The sequence below is a fragment of the Bowmanella yangjiangensis genome (assembly GCF_017255015.1).
In the GTDB taxonomy this organism is placed as follows: Bacteria; Pseudomonadota; Gammaproteobacteria; order Enterobacterales; family Alteromonadaceae; genus Bowmanella; species Bowmanella yangjiangensis.
On the sequence record NZ_JAFKCS010000005.1, the window covers coordinates 198370 to 220096 of the forward strand.

The following is a 21727-nucleotide window of genomic DNA, read 5'->3' on the forward strand; positions in this document are numbered from 1 at the left end:
TACAACTTAGTCAACCGATTAAAAACCATGCAGAAACTCACCACTCCACTTTTGTTATTGCTGTGCCTGCCAGGCTGTGGCGCATCCTTGCCACAGACGGAAGCTCCTGCCCATAGCCAGTTGGCACAGATCCCCGAACCCAGCCAGCAACAGGTGGATATTCAGGTGGCAGGTCGCACCTCCAGATTGATGGCTATGGATGTCGCCTTTGTCGGTAAGCAAATCCCTTATACCTATAGCGCCGGGAAAATCGCCAACAGTCCGGGCTACAACTGGTGGGTCAGCAAACACTTCGCCATTCAAAGCGACTTACCGGAAGCCAAGGTCCGGTTGTATCTGGAATTGTTAGAATTGTCTTATCCGCAGTACGTGGAGTTGTTTGGTGCCGAGCCGCCCAATATTGAGCGCCAGCGCATTGCCGTGGTGTACGGCTCAAGTCGCGAGCGCGTGCGCGAAGCCATGCTGGACGACGGATTTGGCCGCGGTGTACATGCCACTGCAGGCGGCGAAACCATGTATTACAACCGCGCCGGATACAGCTTTCCCAGTCATCGCCAGCAGCATCAACGCTATATTGTTATTCACGAAACCATGCATGCTTTTCATATGGCCTTGTCGGGGCATTCTAACTGGGCACCCAACTGGATCACTGAAGGTCTGGCCGATGCCATCGCTTCCCATGTTTACGATCCAAAGCGCCGTGAGCTGACGGTGATGGTGTTCGACCGGGCGCCAATGAATTATCTGCAATTGGGTCTGGAACAATATTATGCCGGCGGCATGCCCAGTATTGAGCAAATCAACGATGACCCGGCCCTGAAACGCGGTCTGAATTTCTTTATTATTCATTTCTTGCTGTCGGATCCGCTACGTGCCCAGTATTTTGCCCTGTTCCGTGACCGCCTGATAGCCGTCAACCCGCACTCCGATGCCACCCTGCCCACCGCCAACCGTTTGTTAAAGGAAAGCTTTCCCGACTGGCCAGCGCTGGAAGCCGGGTTTGCCAGGTTTGTGCGTGAGCTAACACCCAGCTTTTATATTGCCTATGGCCCCTGGGAGCAGGATGGCAGCAGCTATTTTATTCGTAGCGGTGAGGCTGAGCAGTTACCCAGACTGGATATTCGCTTGCCCAGCGGCGCTAGCAGCCAACAGCTGATGGACTTTCCGGCCCCGCAGCCAAGCCCACTGATTCAACTGACCAGCGCGTCGCCCCATCAGGCCAGCGGTCTGCTGATTGATTTTGTACCGGAACAGTTGCAGCGTGGGCAGGTGGGGCTGGCGTTGGGTTTGCAAGTGGCCAGCCATAACCAGGCGTTCAGGCAGCAATATCAGGGCGACGCCGACAACAAACTGGACAGCTATCTGAGCCTGCAACTGGTTGATGGTCGTTACCTGAAAATTCAGGGCCACAATCTGCTGGCCGACTACACCGCTTTCGCCCTCACCCCGGCGGTATTTTCTGCCGTGCAGGCCTCAAATCAATTAGGCATCAGCCTGACAACCGAGCCAGACCATCTGCAAGTCGTGCTGCGTAGTCAAACGCAGGTGCAGCGGCTCAGCTACCCTCTCAACCCAGCGTTGTATCAGCAGCTAAGCCAGGGGGATATCAGCCTGCTGGCCAAAGATGTCAGTCATAAGCTGACCCCCTATTTAAATGACGGCCGCTCCACTGCCAGCTACCAAGCGCAAAATCTGAGCAATCCCTGGCAGTTTGCCCAGATGCAGAACCTGCGCCGGGCCTTTGTTAGCTGTCAGAACCTGAAAGCCTTGGTAACAGACTGCCAACCGCGGCTGGAGTCCATGTTGCGTCAGTTACCAGACCCAGACAGTCACCAGGCCCTGGCAACACAGCTGGACGCACTGCAAGCACAGTTACTGGCGAGTAAAGATAATAATCTGATTGCCGACCTTGGCGGTATTCAGGCCAGTATTGCTTATCATCAGGGGCAGCCGTTTTTGCGCGTGGTGAATCCGTCCGCCTACCCGGTAACCCTTAACGCCGAAATCGCCTGGCAAGGGCAATCACAGCAGCCCGCACTGACACAAACTCTAAAGCAATCTCTGCCCACCGGCGTGCATAACCTTAGCCTTAACAACCCTGCCGATGCCCGTCAGTTAAGTGCAGGAGTGAAACTGCAATGGCAGAACCTGACCAACACACTGACCATTAATGCCCCGGCGCAACCCTTTGATGGTGTTTACCTAAGCGCGCAAAAACAGCAAAGCCATCAACAATTGCATATTCGCGCCCAGTTAAGCGGTCCGTACTCCGGGCAGAGCCAGGGCAAGCTGATTTATGAGGTATTCCCCAGTCAGGCAGTGGACCAAAGCCGGATAGAGCAGCCCATCAGCTTTGCTCCATACGAGCAATTGGAAACAAGTTATAGCTTTACTCTGTCGCCGGAGTATCAGGGCGAAGTTCAAGTGCAGGTTGTGGCTGAGGTGGAAGTGGACGGCGAAGCGCTTCAATTGAAACAACACCTCCAATCAAAATAGGTGAATCGGCTGGAACAATAGATGTATTTTGGAGTTTGGCTAAGGCGATTTGACTGGAAGCTATTCGCAAACTCTATGTTGGGGACTATGACAATCTATATTGTAATTAACCAGTCGATAAATTTCTTGGTTTCAAGTGAGTTTTGAAATTTAATGCTTTTAAGTTTTTGGTTATCTTTAAAAACAACGCTGAACTTATTTACAGATATAGTAGAAATGGGGGGCTGAGCATTAATGCCGTCGCCATTATATTTATGAATCATAGATTGAAAACTTATTGGAAGTGAGAGAGATAACTGTAAGACAAAATTCTGAGGATTAATTCAAGGAGAGAGTATTACGGTAACAAAAAGGCTAGCAAAAACTAGCCTTTACAAGTGGCTGTGTAATTACACAGGCATCACGTTGGTCGCTTGTGGGCCTTTTTGACCCTGCTCAACTGTGAACTTGACATGCTGGCCTTCGGTTAACGACTTGTAACCTTCTGCCACAATTGAACGGAAATGAACAAAAACGTCTTTGCTACCGTCACTAGGTGTTAAAAAACCGAAACCTTTATCTTCATTGAACCACTTAACTACGCCATTTATTGAATTAGACATATTAGAAACCTTTTATTATTTAAAAAATATTGATGAAAATTCACCAACCAAGCCATAGATAAAACAAGTAAAACATTAACCAGTAGAGCAAATGAAAATACAAGTTCGACTTAATAAACTAATAAAAGAAGAAAAAGAAATGCAAAGTGCAGTATTAGATAAGGATTTAAATTTCTAAAGCCAGGGTATATTACGTTGTTAATATCTAGATGTACAGTCGTTTGTAAATTTATTTTTCATATCGGTTCTTTTTTCTTTCAATAGAGTGAAAACATTGATTCTTGTGCCTGATGACAAGTGTATTACCACCTATTCGCGCTGTGAATGTAAAGCTCACCGCCCTATCCTAAAGTCACGGGGTTAAACAAATGGATAAAGTGTAGGGAAGGTGGGATGCCAGTAGCTGCTCGTTAGTCATTTTTATTGTGCCGTCCTGGTCTATGGTGAAAATCCCCGCAAAGAGTGAATTTCCATAATAAACCAGTGCGCGAACCTGGTAGTTGCCTGCATCGTCTGGCGCACTTACCTTTGGGGCGATGTAGTAATGCTCGATACCACTATCAAAGCGAAGTTCACTGTTTTCTTCCTTGCTAAGTACTTCCGGCAGTGCGCATTGTTCGGGAGCCGTGATAAGGAAAAAACTGCCTTGTTCACCTTGGCTGAAAAAACTGAAGAAGCGTAAATAATCAAGTGCTTGCGATGAATGCAGGCGTAGCGACGCTTTGCGGTTAACCTCAATAATAGGGGCCGCCAAACCGTTCAATATATAGAAGTCACCCTGACAGGCCAAAAAGTAGCGCCAGTTATTGCTGCTGGGCTGGGGCTTTGGGGCAAGGGCAATTAGCGTCACATCATCATAAAAGGTTAACCTCAGTTGCAGGGTGACATGTTCATCACCAGCCAGACCAAGCTGGCTAAAAAGGAGTGCGGCTAGCGTATCTGTTGGCTGCTGCCAATTATCTGTGCTGGTGCAAAATAACGGTGGCGCATTGTGAAATCGCGCTGGCAGCGCGTTGAGCATGCTGATTTTAGTCAACTGGGTTTGTATCAGCTGTGATATTGCCGCTGACTTGTCTCCCTTATTTTGGGCGAGGCACCGCTGATACTCATCAAATTGGATAGTGAATCTGAAGAAACGGCCGTCAGGGCAAAGCTTTACCCTGCCGCTGTAGCTGAATTCTGAGATCATGCAGCCAAAGCGGCTGACGTGCGGTGAACCTTGCAGTTCAGCAAAGAAACGTTGCGAGGTTTCACGGTCAAAGAGGTGGCGCATGTCCTTATCATGGTGGCTGCGAATGTTAAGGTCTGAGCGTTTTTGGTGTCCTGTCTCGTTTAGGTGTTGAGCCAGGCATCGGTAGCACAGTGAACGACCACATTCACAATCCTGTAAATTTTCAGATAAGAAGCTGTCTTGGCAAGCATCACATAGCGCTCGGAACATGCTTATCTCTCAATAAGAGCTGACAATCCAGTTACTTCTTTTATAAATATCATAGCCTTAACTGACAAGTAAGAAAAAATAGGTTAATAATTGAGCTCAATGTTTCACGAACCACATACTCTGTTGATAAGAGAATCAGGCCATGTCAGGAAACACAAGCACGAATCCCACGTATGACGTGTTCATCAGTTATTCGAGCAAAGACGAAGGTAGAGCAAGGGAGTTAGTCAATGAATTGGAAGCCAAAGGTTACCGCTGCTGGATCGCAGTCAGGGATCTATTTCACTCCGGCAATGATTACAGCCTGACCATTCCGCGGGTGATTGCCCAATCTCGTTGTGTGCTGTTGTTACTTACCGCTGACGCCAACCAGAGTCGTCACGTGCGTAATGAGCTGGACATCGCCTTTGAAAAACAAATCCCGATCTTCCCTATGAAACTGGATGCCACCGACGGCGCGCAGCTTGAATGGTTTCTGCGTAGCTCTCAATGGTTTGACGCTGTGGATGCCAGAGTTGATGAGATGGTTGATGCCATTGTCGCCAAATTGGAGAACAAAGAGCTGCAGGTTTCACTGAAACCTAAGCGCTTCCCTTTTAAAAAGAACTGGCTGGGTATAACTGCGGCGCTGGCAGTGCTGGCTTTTGTGCTGTTCTCAGTGTGGGAATGGTTTTATCTGTCACCTATACCAAGCCCCATAGCCGACATTCAGGAACTAAAAGCTGAAGACTTTGTTGCAACCGTTGAGGAAAGTTACAAAAGTGGCCCTGTAATGCTGAGGCTGCGGGCAACAGGTATGGGACTGATGTCCAGTTCAACGCTGGCGACTAAGCAGTATGAATTTATTTACGAGTTTGACACTGGGCAGCGAACCGAAGCTATCCAGATGTTGGTGCTGGCGCAAATAGAAGTGGATACCAGTTTTGCCATACCCAACGAAGTTAAAGTGACAGTACGAGACCTGGACGGCTCTCTGAGTAGTGATCCCCTGACATTTTCCTTACCTCAAATGAAGAAAATTATGGGGCCCAGGGGGGCAGAGAAACTGGCCGAGCGTAAGCGGCAGTTAGATGGACGGTTGTCTTGCGATAAAGGGCTGGCTTATACCGCAGGGTTTCCTCTGTGTCAGTTTGGTTCTCTGGGGCAGGGCGAGTCACTTGAAACGCTGCAACCCGTTATTGAGCGTATCAGCTTCGGTACGGAAAAAGACCATTTAACCGACATCTTATATTTGAACCCGTTAAAGACCGAGGGAGAGTTGCTGGCGCGGGTTAGCGAGCAGCAGGAGTTGCTGGTTTTGCTCCCCAGAAAAGCAGAGGAGATTTACTATCGCTTGCATTTTAGTGATGGCGAACAAGGCAAAGTTAATCTGCTGAAATTGCACGTGGGGCTGGTTCCAGTAACGCGCTTGTCGAGCAATAGCGAGTCTGCTCCACCGCTGTTTCTATCCCGTGATTTCAATATGCTGAACTTTATTCTGGTGCCACTGAATAGTGCTGAGATCAGCCAAATCAGTTGGAGTGTCTACCCAGGCGTGGACAATGCCATGCAGCAAAGTGATGGGCTGTTTTACGCCGATAAGATAACGAAAACGATGCTGGAAGATGCTTCTCAACTGGATGTTACTTATGTGGACGAAGGCGGCAAGGCTAGTCGCTATAGCTACCAGTTGAATCTGGCGCAAACAGAACGGGCTGCTAGTGTTGAATCACTGCAAAATAAACCACAGTCACTGATTGAATGCCAGCCGAACGAGTGTCATTTCAAGTGGATGGCAGCGGGGCAGGCGGAAATAGACACTATAGACGATATCTTTATTGGCTTGGATGCGCAGGAGATGTTCTCTATTAATCACGACGACCTTTCTCCCTTGGTTGCTCAGATGGAATCCCGGCGCCAACCTTTGTATGCAGAAGCGCAGCGCAGTGCCTCAGCTAACCCCAGAAGCTCGTTATCTTTTGGCACCCCGGTAAATACTGGCAGTGTGTCGTTGCTGGACCGTTTGGCAAAACCCTCGGCCTTCACTGTCAACCCGAGCTGGAAAAAGCGTGAGGCAACGCGGACATCCCCTATTGTGAAATTTTCGTGGCCAGTGGGACCTTTATTTATCCAATTGAAATGGATGGATGGAACTCGGTCTGACACTGCCGTTTATAAGGTTCCCTACAAGTGATGAATCATTGTATGCCCTTGTTGATTGGCATTACCGGCCACCGCAATGCCGTGCTGCGCGATGCCAGCGGTAAGGCCGATGACAGCCAGATAGTTCAGGCCATTATGACTGCGCTTAAACACTGGCGGGCACAAGTGGGGGAGCAAACCCCCATCTGGCTGCTAACCGGTATGGCGGCCGGGCCGGATTTACTTGCCATTGATGCTCTGGAAGCCTTGATGGAAGGCGAGCCGGACTGGTATACGGGTAATTGCGATGTGATTCCGGTTCTGCCTATGCCCAAGGAGCATTTTCGGGCGGATTTTGCCGACGTTGAGCCTGCCTGGCAAACCAAATATGACTATTACATTAACAAGTACGATGAAAATCATATTGTTACCGCGGCAAATATGTCTGATGAGTCGCTGCAAAGGGCCTACACCGATTTAAGCTATGGCGAGAGCCGCGCTCAGTTGTACCTTAACCAAGGAGCATTTTTAAGCCGTTACACTAATGTGTTGCTGACGCTATGGGATGGCAAAGACAGCGATAAAGTTGGCGGTACAGCCGATGTGGTTAAGCTCAAGTGCGGCATGCCGGGTGTTTCCACCGATAGGGTGCATCCTGGTTTGCAGCCGGTCGGGTATTTTGATGGCCTGCCGGGCGGTGTACTGCAGCACATTTTGGTTGAACGTACAGCAGAAAATCCCGCTTTGGATTTGACTTCTGGCCTGCAGCACCTGAACCCGGACGCAGAGGAACAGGCGCCGGTTTACCTTAGCCATAGTCATCCTCCAGCTCAAGCGTCACCTTTAACCTTGAGCCTCAGGGAGGAATTTATTGCGCTGGTGCGACAGCTGAAACAGTTTAATGGCGAGAGAATGCAAGGCGACTGTGCTAATGACAAACTGCTGGAACAGGGGCTGGACGGGCGCTGTGGTATTTTCTCCAAGGCCGACAAGGTGGCGATTAAGGCGCAAAGCCGTTACCGCTCGCAGCTCTTGTTCTTTATGGCGTTTGCCTTTTTAGGTCTGCTAGCCTACGAAACCGTGTCTAACTTGCTAAATACCCTTGGCGGACTGCTTGTCATAGGCGCTGTTTTAGCCGTGGTTTTGTTCTCCTTTATTATTATTCTTGGGGCCAAAATGGCCCGACTGAAATGGCGTTATCAGCTGAATCGCATGGTTGCCGAATCCCTGCGCTTGCGTGGTTACTTGAATCTTGCTGATGTGCCGCCGTCTTTACCGCCCATGATTCCCAGGCGCTATCGCAGCAGTTTTCCGCTGGTTAGCCAGGCCAACGCCCTGGGTGAGATGGTCTGGTGGAAAAAACGCGAGACCTTCCAAATTAGCTATCAAGGCAATCTTGGTCATGTAAAAGAACAGTGGATAGGCGGTCAAGCCAGTTATCTGGACAGTAAATTGCAAACCACACGCCAAAGTAAAATTCACTGGATTAACAAACAGCCGAAACTGGCCATGCAGATTTTCAATCGCACGTCTTACCAACTCTTTATTGCCGCCGTGATACTGGGGGCCGTGATGTTGCTGGTGCATGGCTGGCTGTTGTGGCAGTACCCGTTGGAAGCCTATGTACACAACATTAACCGCTGCGAACTCAATCAGCTGTCCAATGGTTTCTTGCCCTGGTTATGGTGTGAATGGGACACAGGTGTAATGCTGACCGTGCAGTTTCTGGTGATGCTCGGCGGTGTGATAGCTCTGTGGGTGGAGTTGGCAAACTACCGTTCTGCGAGCGCGGGCTTCGCACATATGCAGGTATTTTATGAAAGGGCGAGGTTTTTATTGGCGCAGAACCTGACGAAAGCGCAGACTGATAAACTACTGACTGAACTGGCCAGAGAAGCAATGCAGGAGCATGCTGAATGGAATTTGTCGGAGTCAGAAAGTGACTTGGCAAGACGCTAGCGGCTGCAGAGAAATGACGGCGTAGTCTTACGCCGTCATGCTGTTATGATTAAAAACTGGTCATTACGCCAACGCTGAAGGCGGTATTGTCCAGTTCATCACCCAAGTGATTTTGCGCCTGCACATCCGAGATTTCCACCGCCAGGGTGAACAGATCCAAAACCGGGTGATATACGCCGAATGTCGCTTTGGTTTGATCTTTAACCTGCACCAGACTGTCGTTGGCGGTTAAGTCGACGCTGGAACGACCATAGTTAATCCCCACTTTGGTTTTGCCGAACAGGTGGGTAGCCTGGGCAAACCAGCCGTCACTGTCCCGCGCCTCACCCGTGGCATCCGCAGCGTCAATTAACAGGCCATAGTAGCCCATGCCCTTGGCGGTGAAACCAGACAGCACCAGGTGAGTGTTACCCAAATCGAACGCCGCCGTAACGTCGATAGCCGACGCCGTGTAGCCGTTTTGCGGGAGATCGACATCCTGGCTGATAAAGGTGGTGGAGATATAGCCTTTGTCTGCGTTGTAGCGCAATTTGCCGTGAATACCCGGGCGGCTGGAGCCGGTGTCACCCACGTAACCGTTACCGCCGAATGAAACTAAATCCAACGGCTGGTAAATGCCCACTACCGCATCAATGCCACTCTCACTCTGGTAGCTATAGGTGATTTGCGACAACCTGTCGGTAAAAATATAGCCGTAACCGGCACCACCCAAACTGGTGTTCAGTGGCGAGGTAATACTGGCTGGCGCACCCACGCCACCCAGCGACATATCTTCCAGCACGATATCAATGCCGAACACCCCGTAGTCGCGTCCGGCCTTTAAGGTGCCGTATTCGGCATTACCGACGGTAAAAAATGCGCGATAGGCTTTGTTATCGCCACTGCCGTTAAACGCCGTGTTATCGGTATTGCCGGGTTCGATGGCCAGGGTGGCCTTAAGATCCCAGCCGTTTTTTGAGGTGCCCGCGCTGAAACTGAAGCTGGCCGGGCTGTAGCCGTTCGATACCGAACTGGCGTCGTCGCCCTGACAAAGCAGGGCATTACCAGCCACCGTATTACCACTGTCATCACAGCTCACATACAAGGCATGGGTGTTGACAAAACCGTTGAAATTAAACGACCAGTCACCCTGAGTAATTTCAACTGCCTGGGCGGGTGTGGCAAGAGCGGCGGCTGTTGCTGCAGCCAATGCCGTTAAGCGTAATTGTGTTCTTTTCATTGTCTTTATCCACTTGTGTCCTGAGCCCGGCATGGGTTGCCGGGCCGATAAAAGGGTTATTTCAGACACAGCGATCCCGTCACGCCTTCTGAAAGTGAAGGCGCTGCGTAGCTTGCAGAAAACGGGAGCTGTGTGTGGTTAGCGGATCGCCAGTGGGTTAACCGGTGAGCCTGTGCCGCCTTCCATCTTCAGTGGCGTGGCGGAGAAGAAGAAGCTGTATTGGCCGTCTTTGGCACTGGCTTCGGCAATATCGTCCAACCAGTACAATTCGGTCAGCACCACACCCAGGTCGCGGATCAACGCACCGTGCAGCGGGATAACATAGTCTTGGCCGTCAATCTTCTGGAATGACTTCTCAACCGCCAGGTTGTCAGACGCGATAACCGGAATTTCCATGTCATCTATCCACTTGATCAGGTCCTTGCCGTAGCACAGGCCTGGCTCGGTTAAGGCTGACCAGTTTTTGGCATCTTCTTTGTCGTAGAAACGGCCCATGGAGCCGGTACGGATCACCAGAATATCGCGCTTCTCTACCTTGGTTTTCTGGCGCTTTTCAGCGGCTTTCAGATCCGCCAGCGTCACGCATTCATTAGGGGCCAGACGATGATTCTTGTCACCTTTAAGGCGGCCAATATCCAGCAGAATACCGCGGCCGACTATGCCTTCATCACCCAGTTCGGAAATGCTGACAAAGCTGTGCCCATGTACTGTGGTATCGGAAGATTTACCGTTATATACCTTATCGTCATACCAGGCATGTCCCAGGGCATCCACGTGCGTGGTGCCTTGCAGGTACATAAAGACCGCATCGTCTGAATACTTCATGCCACCGGCCAGCGGGGCAGATTTGTCCGCTGAGTACAGACCTTCATCCTGAGACATAAAGTGCATAACGGGCACACGGCCAGGGAAAACCGGGCCGACACCGTGGATCATGGGCAACTGCAGAGTGAACTTGGTACCTTGTTTAGCCGCCGCCAAGCCACGTTTTACTTGGGCTGCATCAAGGTAGTTGAGGGCACCAATCTGGTCTTCTTTACCCCATTTACCCCAGTTATTAGGCATGTCCTTTTGAATACTTGCCATTGGGCTTTCCTGCGCAATGGTCTGCGTGGCGGTGACACCAAGCAGTGTGAAACCGACAATCGAGGCGATAGTGCCAAGTGCACGGGTGTGGATGTTGAACATGTTTTTCTCCTGTTGTTATTAATTCTCTGCCCGCTTCTGTGAGCTTAGGCAGGGAGCATCCGGTAGGGTGTTAGTGGCGTTTAATGCCGTAACACTGGTACTTCATTTCCAGATATTCTTCGATGCCGACATGGGCACCTTCGCGTCCAAGTCCGCTGGCTTTCACCCCACCAAAAGGAGCGTTGGCAGCAGAAATTACGCCGGTATTGATCCCCACCATGCCGCTTTCAATTTGTTCTACCACACGTTGTACGCGGTGCAGATTGTCTGAAAACAAGTAGGCAGCGAGACCAAATGGGGTGTCATTGGCGTAGCCAATAACCTGTTGTTCGGTACTAAAAGAGATAAGCGGCAGCAGCGGGCCAAATGTTTCTTCACAGGCACATTGCGCGGTAGGCGGCACCTTTGCTAACACGGTTGGCTTGTACCAGTTATGTAGTGCCGACAAGCGCTCACCGCCGCACAGCAAGGTAGCACCAGCGCTGAGCGCATCAGCCACATGGGCTTCCACTTTGGCAACGGCGGCCGCATCGATAAGGGGGCCAATCTGAGTGTCAGGTGCAAGGCCATCACCCAGGCGCAGTTGTGAAACTTGCTCGACTAACCGAGCGGTGAAGGCCGGCATCAGATCTTCCTGCACATACACCCGGTTGGGGGATATGCAGGTTTGTCCGGCGTTTCTGAACTTGGCTTTTATCAGTTCGGCTACCGCCAGTTCCACATCGGCATCGTCGAAGACGATAAAGGGCGCATTGCCGCCGAGCTCCAGCGACAGGCGTTTTATGTCTTTGGCACACTGCGCCATTAACAACGAACCGATGCGGGTGGAGCCGGTAAAACTCAGTTTTCTGACGATAGGATTGGCGGTCAATGCTTCACCTATAGTGCGGGCATCACCGGTAACAATCTGCAGTACCCCGGCAGGGATACCGGCCCGGCAGGCCAGTTCGCCCAGGGCCAAGGCGGTCAGCGGGGTCTGCTGGGCCGGTTTAACCAGCATGCTGCAACCGGCGGCCAGGGCCGGTGCCACTTTTCGGGTGATCATGGCGGCCGGGAAATTCCAGGGAGTAATGGCAGCGCAGACGCCTACCGGTTCTCTGGTGACAATAATACGTTGCTGCGTATTGGCGGCAGGCAGCACTTCGCCTTGAATGCGCATGGCTTCTTCGGCAAACCATTCCACATAGCTGGCGGCATAGGCAATCTCGCCTTTGGCCTCACTCAGGGGTTTACCCTGCTCTGAGGTCATGATCAGCGCCAGTTCATCCTGATGGGCCATGATCAGGGCATACCAGGCTTTGAGCAGTGCGCCGCGCTGAGCCGGTGACAATGCCCGCCAGCTGAGCATGGCCTGCTGGGCATGGACTATGGCTTCATTCACCTGCGCTGCGGATAAATCAGGCACCTGGGCGATAACGTCGCCGCTGGCCGGATTGGTCACCGACATGCTGTGGTCGGCGCTTGTCCACTGGCCATTGATAAGACAATGCTGTTTAAAAATCTCTAGCTCGGTTAACTTCACGATGATGCCTTGTTCGTCAATTGGAAAGCCTGGCGCTTTTTCACCAAGGTGGATTGATTGATCCCCAGTGCCGCCGCCGCCGCCCGGGTGGTACCGTATTGCGCCAGGGCCGACTCAATTAGACGGTGTTCCAGTGCGGCCACCTGATCTTTGAGGCCGCCGCCCACATGTTCGTTGGGGGACAGATTTAAGAAACGCAGTTCCGCTGGCAGATCCTGCACCTGAATTTCTTCCTCTCTGGTGCTGATTGCCAGGCGTTCAGCCAGGTTGATCAGCTCACGGATATTGCCCGGCCATTCATACTGCATCAGCAGTTCGGTGGCTTCCGGGCTAAGCTGGCGCGAACACTGATACTGCTCGCAGAACTGCGCTAAGTAATGGTTAAACAGGGGCAGGATTTCCTCCTGTCTGTGTCTGAGTGGCGGCAGGGTTAGCGGCATCACACTGATGCGGTAGAACAAATCTTCCCTAAAACGACCTTGCTGTGTGGCCGCCGCCAGGTCATGGTGGGTGGCCGTGATCATTCTGATGTTGGTGGATTTCAGCTTAGTGCCGCCGATGGGCAGGTATTTATTGTCCTCGATGACCTTGAGCAACTTAGCTTGCAAGGCCAAGGGCAAATCGCCGATTTCGTCCAGAAACAAGGTACCGCCGTTAGCCACTTCCAATAAGCCTGCTTTGCCTTTAGTGGAGGCACCGGTAAAGGCACCAGGCACATAACCAAAGAGTTCGGCCTCAATCAGGCCTTCCGGCATCGCCGCACAGTTCAAGGCGATAAAGGGGTTATCTGCTCTGTCACTTTGCTGGTGGATATAGCGGGCCAACTGGGTTTTACCTGTGCCGGTTTCGCCCTGAATCAATATCTTGACCTGAGTTGGGGCAATGCGCTTGGCCAGGGCGTAACATTCCTGGGTTTTCTTGCCGACCAGCAAGCCGTTTTGCTGGCCGGTTTCGGGTAACTCATTGGCATATTGCTCAAAGCGACTGAGCAATTGTTCCAGTTGTTCTTCGGCATGTTTGGCTCTGAGCAGTTCGGTCACATCGCGCACGTTGGTGACGACCAGCTCAATACGTCCCTGGTCGTCAAACATGGGGTTACCACTGACCAGGATCTTGCGATCGCCCATAATGGTCTGCACCAAGGTCACAGGCTGACGCTCGCGGATCACTTCCAGGCTGGCCGACTTGGAAATATAGCCCTGCTGCACCAGTTCACTCATGTGCTTGCCGACTATCTTGTGGCGCTGCAATCCGGTAATACGTTCATAGGCCTGATTGATGGTCAGGGTCAGACCTTCACCATTGGTGATATAAACACCGTCCTGCAGGGCGTCGAGTACCGGTTGCAGTGCATCGACATCAAAGCGCGTCATGTTGGTTATCCTTATGCTGTTGATCTTTTACAAAAGTGCGGTCCACTTCACCGCGCAACGCGTCCCGGCCGTAGATAAGGACGACCAGAGCCAGTCCCACGGCGAATGCCCAGGCCGCGCCTTTTACGGTCAGTACGGCGGCAATGACCCCTGCTATGCCTAGGTCTCGCTGACTGCGGGATTCCATAATGCCGATTCGCACACTGACAAAGCCTTGAATCAGCAGTGTCAGGGCCAGGGCCACCCCCAGTATGGGCTGCACCAGACTGACGATGGGCAGCAACAACAGGCCGGTATTGGTGCCCCAGCGGAAAGAGCCGGAGCCGCCAAAGATACTCTGCATGGCTTGCTTGCCCTGCTTATATCGCTCAACTGTCACCACATGCATGGCGGCCCATAGTGGGCCACACATCACTACGTCCGGTCCGAATATGCTCATAAACAGGTTGCGACCACCGAAGATCAGATGTGAACGGTTAGGGTTGTAGTCAATTTTCTCGTCCTGACGAACCTCATCCGCTTCTTGCAAAATAGCTTTGGTTTGCAGTACATCGCCGAACACCACGATATAGGTGGCCAGCACGGTAGGCAGTGCGGTCAGGAACATGCTAAGCGGTGGTAAACCTACCCCGAATACCGTGTACTGGTTCCACATCAGGGCAAAATCCGGCTGGGTGAAACCCCATTCCACATTGGGCCAGGGTGCTTCATTGACCAGCGGTGCCACAATGACCGCCAGGATAATGATAGGGAAGACGCCGAGTTTACCTACGGTGGCCCAGATATGACCGCGCTGGCGCAAACGGGCGAAGTGACCGGAGAAAATCAGATAAAAGGCCACGCCCACCGCGATGCTGATGGTGATAGGGTAGCTATCAAAGCGACCGCCTTCTTTAAACACCACCGCCACGGCAGCCAGCCCTGCACCAATAATGATGCCGGATTTGATCGCATGGGGGATGAGATGCACAACCCTGGCAGCCATGCCGGTTTTACCCAGCAGTATCACCAACAGTCCCAGCATCATCTGAAAGGCAATCAGCGCGTGTACTCTGTCGGTGCCGGGGTCAAAGGCTTCCACATAAGCCATCAGAAGCGGAATGGCCGGGGTGATCCAACCTGGAATAACCGGGTCACCAAGCAGGTGATGCAGCAAGTACAACAAGCCGTTTAGCATCACTATGGCCAGCGCGGCCTCGAATGGCATGCCCAGAATTTCCGTCATCAGCGGAATGGCGGCCAAGTCCACCGCACACATCAGCAGGCCCTGCAAATAATCCGGCAACTCCAATCGGTAGTGGACAAAAGGCAGGCGGATCTTAAACGGGCCGAAGCCAAAATACGGGGCTTCCTGGCTGACTGGGGGCTGGTTGCTGCTCATGCTTTTACTCATTGTTATTAGTAGGCGGCGCGGTAAATGCGCTCAATATCTGACTCACTCAGGGCGCGCGGGTTATTGCTTAGTAAGCGTGTCACTTTGCTGGCTTCTCTGGCTAACAAGGGAATGTCATTTTCCTGAATCGAGAATTCACGCAAGCGCGCCGGTATTTCGACTTCGCGGCACAAGGTGGTAATGGCATCCACCACGCTTTGGCCGATTTCCTGCTGGCTGCGACCGTGGCTGGGTAAGCCAATTGCGGCAGCGATATCGGTAAAACGTTCCCGGCTGGCCATCAGATTCCATTGCAGCACATGGGGTAACATCACCGCGTTGCTCAGCCCGTGTGACAAGTGGTAGCGCCCGCCAAGTGGATAGGCCAGGGCATGCACCGCCCCTACACCGGCATTACCAAATGCTAAACCTGCCAGCAAACTGCCGGTGGCCATATGTTCCCTGGCCTGGATGTTATCGCCCCTGGCATAGGCTTTGGGCAGAGCAGGGTAAATCAGTTGCATGGCTTTAATCGCCAGTGCATCAGTCACCGCATTGGCATGTACCGACAAGTAAGACTCAATGGCATGCACCAGCGCATCGATGCCACTGGCGGCCGTTACCGATTTAGGACAGCTTAGGGTCATCTCCGGGGAGACAATGGCCACGTCCGGCAGCAAATAATCACTGACGATGCCCTTTTTTAACTGCTCTGCCGGGTCCGACAAAATCGCAATGTTGGTCACCTCTGAGCCGGTACCTGCGGTGGTGGGAATGGCGATAAGCGGAATATGCCGGCCTTTCACCTGGTCGGTGCCAAACAGGGAAGCAATATCTCCTTGTTGACTGGCCGCTACTGCCAGCACTTTAGCGCTGTCGATAGCGCTGCCACCGCCCACGGCAATAATGCCGTCAAAGGCATTGGCGTTGAATTCGGCCAGGCAGTTTTCGATTACTTCGATTTCCGGCTCCGGGGGAATGTCTTTGTAAACCGCCACGTCTTTCTCAAGCTGGCAGAGAATATGCTCAAGGGCACCCGATTGATAAACACCGGGGTCTGTGACAACAAAAGGTTTGCGAATGTTAAGTCGCAACAGCTCGTCCTTGAGCGACGCCGTTGCACCCTGGCCGGTAATCAGCCTGCCTGCAGATTTAAAATGGGATACTTGCATTACTCTCAATCAGTCGATGATATTTTTACCGTTGTTTAACTAAGGCAACAATTGGGCCAGCTTTGTTAAAATCTTGTAACTCTAAATATTTCAGCAGGTTACGTTTTAACAGTAGATTAGCATTTGTTGTGTTGATTTTTATTGGAATCAGATTGATTCCATAAGGAATCGGTTGTGTTGCATTATTGAACAACTAACTGGTGGTGCCGGTCATGGGGTTTAGGCTGGCATAGAACGATTAACTAACATTTACCTGATGATTACCTGTGATTACTTCAACTTGTCATATTTGCTTGTTTCAATAGCTGAGAAGTTAATAGGATTGTCCAATCTTTGGGGCGGCCATGGAGGAGCATGGTGACCGCAGGCCGAACGATAATGGCCAATCTAATGCGGTTTACTTGGGGAGTTGATGGCGAAGACCGTAGCATTTGACCTTGATGGCACATTGATTGGCACTGACAGCGCCCAGACATGGCTGCAGTTTCTGATGAGGGAATCTGTTCCTGAAGCAGGCCAGAGCTTTCATACCTGCAGGCAAATCATGCTGGGGTATGAGACCGGCGTGATGGACATGCAGGCGTATATGCAGGCCTGGATGGCTCCCATCAGAGGGAAAAGACCGGAACAGTTGCGCCCGCTGCTCGAGGTTTTCGTCGAGCAATGGATTGCACCGGCCATTTTTACCGACGGCTTGAGGCAGCTAGAGCTGCACCACAAGCAAGGCGATCAGGTGCTGCTGATCTCTGCCAGCCCCACCTTGATTGTTGGCCCCATAGCCAGGCTCCTGGGCGTTGAACACCTAATAGGTATCGATGTGGCCTTACAGGATGGGGTGCTGACAGATTGCAGCATTTCCCCTTTTAGTTTCCGCGAAGGCAAGGTGGAGAAAATTAAGAAATGGCTGGCGTACCGAAACCTCAGCGACCTGGATGTTGCCTACTCAGACTCCATTAACGATGTACCGATGCTGAGCTTTGCCACCCAGGGGGTTTGCATCAATCCGGATCCCGGCTTAGCCGCGCTGGCTGCCAATAGAGCCTGGCCTACTTTGGTATGGCAGGCCACTTCAGGGGCTGTTAGACAGCCAGATTCGTCGCCGGGCTGACCTGTCCTCGCGCTTTGCTGATGATTATCCGGCGTTTTGTGTTGCAGGCACCTGCAGGGTGCGCGGCCCTAAGCGGCGGTAGAAAAAATACGCCGAGCCAAACATCAGCAAGGTACCCACAATACTGATGAGGTAGGCGCTTTGTTGCAGGAAGTGCAACCAGCTCAGCTCGGGGTTTAAGAAATGCTTGAAGAGTAAAATACCCACTGTACCCGCATAACCCATGGCATCGGCCAGGTAAATTAAAAAGCCGGCATTGGCTTTGTCATTCACGGCCGACAACAAACGGTCGAACAACAGACAATTGAAAGGCACATAGGCCAGATAGATGCCTGTGGTCAGCATAGTCATCCACACATCCCCGGCCAGCCAGCGCGCTTGGTAGAGCAAGGTCGACAGGCCAATAGTGATAATGCCCAGCACTATAAGCCCATGGTTGGTCATCAGTGCCGTCAGGTTGTCTTTGACCAGCATCACCAGGCTTATCAGACCCAGAATGATAAAGGAGGTCAGCAGGGCGGCTTTGGAAAAGATCCCCGGGGTATCACCAAAGCCCAAGCTGGCCCAAATCTCCGCGGCAAAATTATCACTAAAGTCCCGAATGCCGGTGAGTAACACGTAAGCCAAAATCAACAGCACCAGGCCTGGCATGTACTTATGGAAAAATCGCCAGCGGTCAGCGGATGTCATGGGCGGGCGCAGGTTTCTGGCTTGAATATCCAGCTGGTTGGGCGGAGGGATCTGGGCCAGCAGGAATACCGAGATAAACAGCGGCAGGGTAAACAGCATACCTGTTAATGCCGGCATCCAGTATTCACTGATATTGAACTGCAACATCAGCCACTGTCCCACGGTTTTCACCACCCCGGAAGACACAATAAAGCTGATGCTTAAACCGGCGCCCAGTACCTCAGACACTCGCCGCCCTTCCAAAAAGCTGAATACCAGGCCCCAAATCATGCCAAGGGGCAAGCCGTTTAAAAATAAGCTCAGTAGCTTCCATTGCCCTGGTAGCACAGCAAACAGGACGAGCGCCAGTTCAGAAGCCATCACCAGCGCCAGGATAGCAAAGGCCCGTTTGCCGGGGGTCATCTCCGACACTACCTTGATACCGATAAATTTGGACAAGGCGTAACCCAGCACCTGAGACAAAATCAGCGCGGTTTTAAAGTCCACCGCATACTGCCAGCCATCCAGTTCGGTAAAGCTACCTACCGCGAAGGTTTTCCTGAACGCATACATGCAAAAGTAGGTCATAAACGCGGCACTGGCCGCATAAACAACAAACCATAGGGTAGAGCAGCGTTGCAGCACGTTTTGGATTTTCGACGGCATAGTCGTAACCAAAAAAAGGATTACTCCGCACGATACCTGACGAATATGACAGTTTGTTGGTCGCCGCTGACAGCATGTATCGATGGGTAAGGACAATAGATGCACCATAAACACCGGCGCGCAGCTCACTGAGCTTGGTGGGATATATAAGGCCGGGCGAGGTACGCCCGGCGCTGATTTATCGCGGTGATTAACTCCTGCTAGGGACAGAAGCTGCGGATATTATGGGATTCCAGGGCGGCGTCGGCCCAACCGAATTCATCGTTATCACTGAAGTAATAGTAAATGCTGTCGTTGGGCAGCAGCACTATGCTGATCCCGCCATAGCCGGACATAAAGGGCACATAGAGATCGCTGCAACCCGTGTCGGCAGACATGTCTTTGGCCCAGAAGCCGTTTTTGTATTTAAATCCGCTGGTCGGGGTCAGCCCACGGTCATTGCTGTTGCGTTGCAAAGCGGCGTTCAGTTCGTTGCTGTCCAGCATTTGCTGACCGTTCAGCATGCCGTTGTCAATGGACAGAAAACGCGCCAGTTTCACCGTGTCGTCAGCATTGTAACTGAGTCCCCAGCCAGCAAAGGGCTGCGCTACACTGTCGTAGGTGCGGCGGGTCGCCAGGCTCGACTGACCGACATTCAGTGGCTTCCACAATTCGTCACGCAGTATGTCCGCAAAAATATCCGCACTGCTGCCTTGTTGCTGCTTCACCATCGCCTGCATGACAGTACCGGCAATGTAGGTGTCTGAGGTGTGATATACCCAAGTGCTGCCTGGGGTGGCCTTACGACTGTATTCACCACAGGCGTAATTAATTTTGCTGGCATGGTCTTCGGTCAGGAACAAATCATTGGTATGGGTGGCACCCTCGTCACTCATATAACCACTCAGGTTATAGTTGCCAGTGGCCATATCCACGGCATTTTCCAGGCTGACATCCTGCCAGTTGCCGTTGCTGTTACAGGCGCCGATGAAACCGGCGATGCTTTGGTTCATCACGTTGCCGTACTTTTGTTCCAGGCGCATCATCGCCACACCGGCAAAATTGCTTTTGGCGGTGGAGTAGGATGGAACACGCAGCACCTCGCAATATGGATAGGCGCCCTGGCGGGTCTGGCAGCCACCCAGATAGTGGGTACCGTCGATATATAAACCATATAAGGTCATGTGCTGGCTGCTGATACTGCTGCTGAAATTCGCTACCTGCGTGCCGGGGTAATCAACCGCCAGGTCGCTGATGGGTTTAACCGGAATACGCGCGTTCACTTCGGCCTGATGGGCCAGTTTAATATTTTGCGCGTTAGCCACCGGTGTTGGTGTGTAGGTCGCCCCCAGTAACCCCCACATATCGGCCTTAAAGTACAAGCAGGTTTCTGAGGCAATCTGATAGGCTACCTGGGTGATACTGCCGTCATCTTTAAAGGCAAAGGTCATTACGCCATTGTGCATGCAGTTGGCATTTTTTTGCTGCAAAGAGAAAGGCAGTGCGGCGCGGGTATAGCCATTATCAGCGTTTTCATTCCAGACCCGGCCCGGTTCCAATATGTATTCCCATTCAGGATGGCTATTGGCCAGCATGCCACGTTCCACAGGCACCAGATGACTGCCGGTTTGCACAAAATGGTAATCAAATTCAGGCAGATGTTTGCGCGTGGTGTCGCCGCTGCCGGTGTAGCGGAAACTGTCTTTTACTTCGTTAAATCCGCCGCGGGTGGCCTCGTTGGTAAGTACCAACCTACCTTCAAAGGTGTTGGTCGGTGCCGCCGCATTGGCGGGTAGCGCATAGGCGGAGAAGTTCACCAAACTGCCCGGATCCGCCCCGCTGCTTAAGGTGGTAAAACTCAGGTCGCTGCGACTGACATTGCCGTTGCCGCTGAGCGGGTCAAAATCATCCACGCCGCCTGGGTTTTGTGATCCAGTGCCACTGGCCGCCAGGCTAACCACGGGCTGGTCACCGTCATTACTGTTGATAAGCAACTGATCGCTTACCGCGCCAGCCTGCGTCGGCGCAAATTGCACCTGGATCTGACACTGCTGGTTGGCTACCAGCGTGCTTTGCTGGCAATTGTCGGCCAGCACGTTAAAGGGCGACGTTGGATAGCTGATGGTGCCGATTAAGAGATCTGCATTGCCGTTGTTGCTGACCGTCAGCGTGCTGCTGCTGGTACTGTTGAGGGCTACCGATCCAAAGCTCAAACTGCCGCTGACAGCAATATCCGGGGCCGGTGTCAGCCCGCCCGCTGTGCCAGTAACTTGCACTTCATCGGCCCAGCAGTAGTCTCCCAGATCATCCGCCTGAGAACGAAAACGTATTTGTAAGTTAGGGTTATCCTCCAGCGCCGCGCTGCTGAGACTGGCGGTATGAAAGCTTGCATCGTCCATTCCGTCGGTCAGCTCAATCAGACTGCTCCAGTTTTGCCCGCCGTCACTGGACAGCTCAGCAATACAGCGATCATTGTCATTGGCTTCCAGCGCCGTAGCCGCCATGCGCAATTGTACGGTCACAGCCGAGTAGCCCTGAGTGCTGACCGTATGCCAGGCACTGGCCGTTTGCTTCAGGCGCAGGGCGTAATTGCCAATGGCCTGGGTACCTGATGTCGCCACATTGCCAGCGATGTTCCAACCGCTGGCAGTGTTGCTTTCAAATCCATCGTAAAAAATCACCTCGGCCTGCGTGGATGACATACAGGATGTCATCAGCAAGACACTCAGAACGTGCGTGGTTTTCATGGTTATCACCTTTTAGTTGTCCGCAATGGTTCGGGTAAGTGCTTTGGATCTTGATGCGTTGTGCCAACGTTAGGTGGTTTTTTAATCGCAGGG

14 protein-coding genes are annotated in these 21727 nt (G+C 52.1%); 4 read left to right on the forward strand and 10 right to left on the reverse strand.

Annotated elements, in window-relative coordinates; genetic code table 11:
- Positions 1–27 precede the first annotated feature (27 nt).
- Positions 28–2496 carry a hypothetical protein gene (locus J0A65_RS07785; RefSeq protein ID WP_206593589.1) on the forward strand — a complete coding sequence of 823 codons (2469 nt, stop codon included), beginning with the start codon at positions 28–30 and terminating at the stop codon, positions 2494–2496.
- Positions 2497–2885: 389 nt separating this feature from the next.
- Here J0A65_RS07785 and cspE read toward each other — a convergent pair whose 3' ends face one another.
- Positions 2886–3098, reverse strand: a complete 213-nt coding sequence (gene cspE / locus J0A65_RS07790; RefSeq protein ID WP_206593590.1) for a transcription antiterminator/RNA stability regulator CspE — start codon at positions 3096–3098, stop codon at positions 2886–2888.
- A gap of 352 nt (positions 3099–3450) precedes the next feature.
- Positions 3451–4371 carry a hypothetical protein gene (locus J0A65_RS07795; protein WP_206593591.1) on the reverse strand — a complete coding sequence of 307 codons (921 nt, stop codon included), beginning with the start codon at positions 4369–4371 and terminating at the stop codon, positions 3451–3453.
- A gap of 310 nt (positions 4372–4681) precedes the next feature.
- Here J0A65_RS07795 and J0A65_RS07800 point away from each other — a divergent pair, with 310 nt between their 5' ends.
- On the forward strand, positions 4682–6712 hold the full coding sequence (locus J0A65_RS07800) for a toll/interleukin-1 receptor domain-containing protein (protein ID WP_206593592.1): 2031 nt from the start codon (positions 4682–4684) through the stop codon (positions 6710–6712).
- Positions 6713–6723: 11 nt separating this feature from the next.
- Entirely contained in the window at positions 6724–8619 is a 1896-nt protein-coding gene (locus J0A65_RS07805; RefSeq protein WP_206593593.1) for a hypothetical protein, read from the forward strand.
- A 49-nt stretch (positions 8620–8668) separates the two neighbouring features.
- On the opposite strand, the gene J0A65_RS07810 is transcribed toward J0A65_RS07805, so the two are convergent.
- The 6 genes from J0A65_RS07810 to J0A65_RS07835 all read right to left on the reverse strand — a co-directional run bounded on the left by J0A65_RS07810 (position 8669) and on the right by J0A65_RS07835 (position 16465).
- Positions 8669–9838 (reverse strand): porin, encoded by a 1170-nt coding sequence (locus J0A65_RS07810; protein ID WP_206593594.1) that lies wholly within the window; start codon positions 9836–9838, stop codon positions 8669–8671.
- Between the two features lie 138 nt (positions 9839–9976).
- Positions 9977–11026 (reverse strand): cyclase family protein, encoded by a 1050-nt coding sequence (locus tag J0A65_RS07815; RefSeq protein ID WP_206593595.1) that lies wholly within the window; start codon positions 11024–11026, stop codon positions 9977–9979.
- A 70-nt stretch (positions 11027–11096) separates the two neighbouring features.
- Entirely contained in the window at positions 11097–12548 is a 1452-nt protein-coding gene (locus J0A65_RS07820; RefSeq protein WP_206593596.1) for an NAD-dependent succinate-semialdehyde dehydrogenase, read from the reverse strand.
- The gene (locus tag J0A65_RS07825; RefSeq protein ID WP_206593597.1) at positions 12545–13921 is read right to left on the reverse strand and encodes a sigma-54 interaction domain-containing protein; all 1377 of its coding nucleotides are present in this window, start codon (positions 13919–13921) and stop codon (positions 12545–12547) included. The genes J0A65_RS07820 and J0A65_RS07825 overlap by 4 nt, the downstream gene beginning before the upstream one ends.
- On the reverse strand, positions 13908–15302 hold the full coding sequence (locus tag J0A65_RS07830) for a hypothetical protein (protein WP_206593598.1): 1395 nt from the start codon (positions 15300–15302) through the stop codon (positions 13908–13910). Before J0A65_RS07830 ends, J0A65_RS07825 begins: the two co-directional genes overlap by 14 nt.
- A gap of 17 nt (positions 15303–15319) precedes the next feature.
- Positions 15320–16465 carry an iron-containing alcohol dehydrogenase gene (locus J0A65_RS07835; protein ID WP_206593599.1) on the reverse strand — a complete coding sequence of 382 codons (1146 nt, stop codon included), beginning with the start codon at positions 16463–16465 and terminating at the stop codon, positions 15320–15322.
- A 412-nt stretch (positions 16466–16877) separates the two neighbouring features.
- Between J0A65_RS07835 and J0A65_RS07840 the strand changes: the two genes are divergently transcribed.
- Entirely contained in the window at positions 16878–17573 is a 696-nt protein-coding gene (locus J0A65_RS07840; RefSeq protein ID WP_206593600.1) for an HAD family hydrolase, read from the forward strand.
- Between the two features lie 24 nt (positions 17574–17597).
- Here J0A65_RS07840 and J0A65_RS07845 read toward each other — a convergent pair whose 3' ends face one another.
- Entirely contained in the window at positions 17598–18908 is a 1311-nt protein-coding gene (locus tag J0A65_RS07845; RefSeq protein ID WP_206593601.1) for a DUF5690 family protein, read from the reverse strand.
- 200 nt (positions 18909–19108) lie between these two features.
- A complete protein-coding gene (locus tag J0A65_RS07850) occupies positions 19109–21634 on the reverse strand; it encodes a choice-of-anchor D domain-containing protein (RefSeq protein WP_206593602.1) in 2526 nt (841 codons plus the stop codon).
- Positions 21635–21727 lie beyond the last annotated feature (93 nt).

What these genes read in the sequence shown, in the direction of transcription:
- J0A65_RS07835 (WP_206593599.1), bottom strand. Translation starts at nt 16,465, where the DNA reads ATGCAAGTATCCCATTTTAAATCTGCAGGCAGGCTGATTACCGGCCAG.
- J0A65_RS07825 (WP_206593597.1), bottom strand. Translation starts at nt 13,921, where the DNA reads ATGACGCGCTTTGATGTCGATGCACTGCAACCGGTACTCGACGCCCTG.
- J0A65_RS07850 (WP_206593602.1), bottom strand. Translation starts at nt 21,634, where the DNA reads ATGAAAACCACGCACGTTCTGAGTGTCTTGCTGATGACATCCTGTATG.
- J0A65_RS07800 (WP_206593592.1), top strand. Translation starts at nt 4,682, where the DNA reads ATGTCAGGAAACACAAGCACGAATCCCACGTATGACGTGTTCATCAGT.
- cspE (WP_206593590.1), bottom strand. Translation starts at nt 3,098, where the DNA reads ATGTCTAATTCAATAAATGGCGTAGTTAAGTGGTTCAATGAAGATAAA.
- J0A65_RS07810 (WP_206593594.1), bottom strand. Translation starts at nt 9,838, where the DNA reads ATGAAAAGAACACAATTACGCTTAACGGCATTGGCTGCAGCAACAGCC.
- J0A65_RS07845 (WP_206593601.1), bottom strand. Translation starts at nt 18,908, where the DNA reads ATGCCGTCGAAAATCCAAAACGTGCTGCAACGCTGCTCTACCCTATGG.
- J0A65_RS07795 (WP_206593591.1), bottom strand. Translation starts at nt 4,371, where the DNA reads ATGCGCCACCTCTTTGACCGTGAAACCTCGCAACGTTTCTTTGCTGAA.
- J0A65_RS07785 (WP_206593589.1), top strand. Translation starts at nt 28, where the DNA reads ATGCAGAAACTCACCACTCCACTTTTGTTATTGCTGTGCCTGCCAGGC.
- J0A65_RS07830 (WP_206593598.1), bottom strand. Translation starts at nt 15,302, where the DNA reads ATGAGCAGCAACCAGCCCCCAGTCAGCCAGGAAGCCCCGTATTTTGGC.
- J0A65_RS07815 (WP_206593595.1), bottom strand. Translation starts at nt 11,026, where the DNA reads ATGTTCAACATCCACACCCGTGCACTTGGCACTATCGCCTCGATTGTC.
- J0A65_RS07840 (WP_206593600.1), top strand. Translation starts at nt 16,878, where the DNA reads ATGGCGAAGACCGTAGCATTTGACCTTGATGGCACATTGATTGGCACT.
- J0A65_RS07805 (WP_206593593.1), top strand. Translation starts at nt 6,724, where the DNA reads ATGCCCTTGTTGATTGGCATTACCGGCCACCGCAATGCCGTGCTGCGC.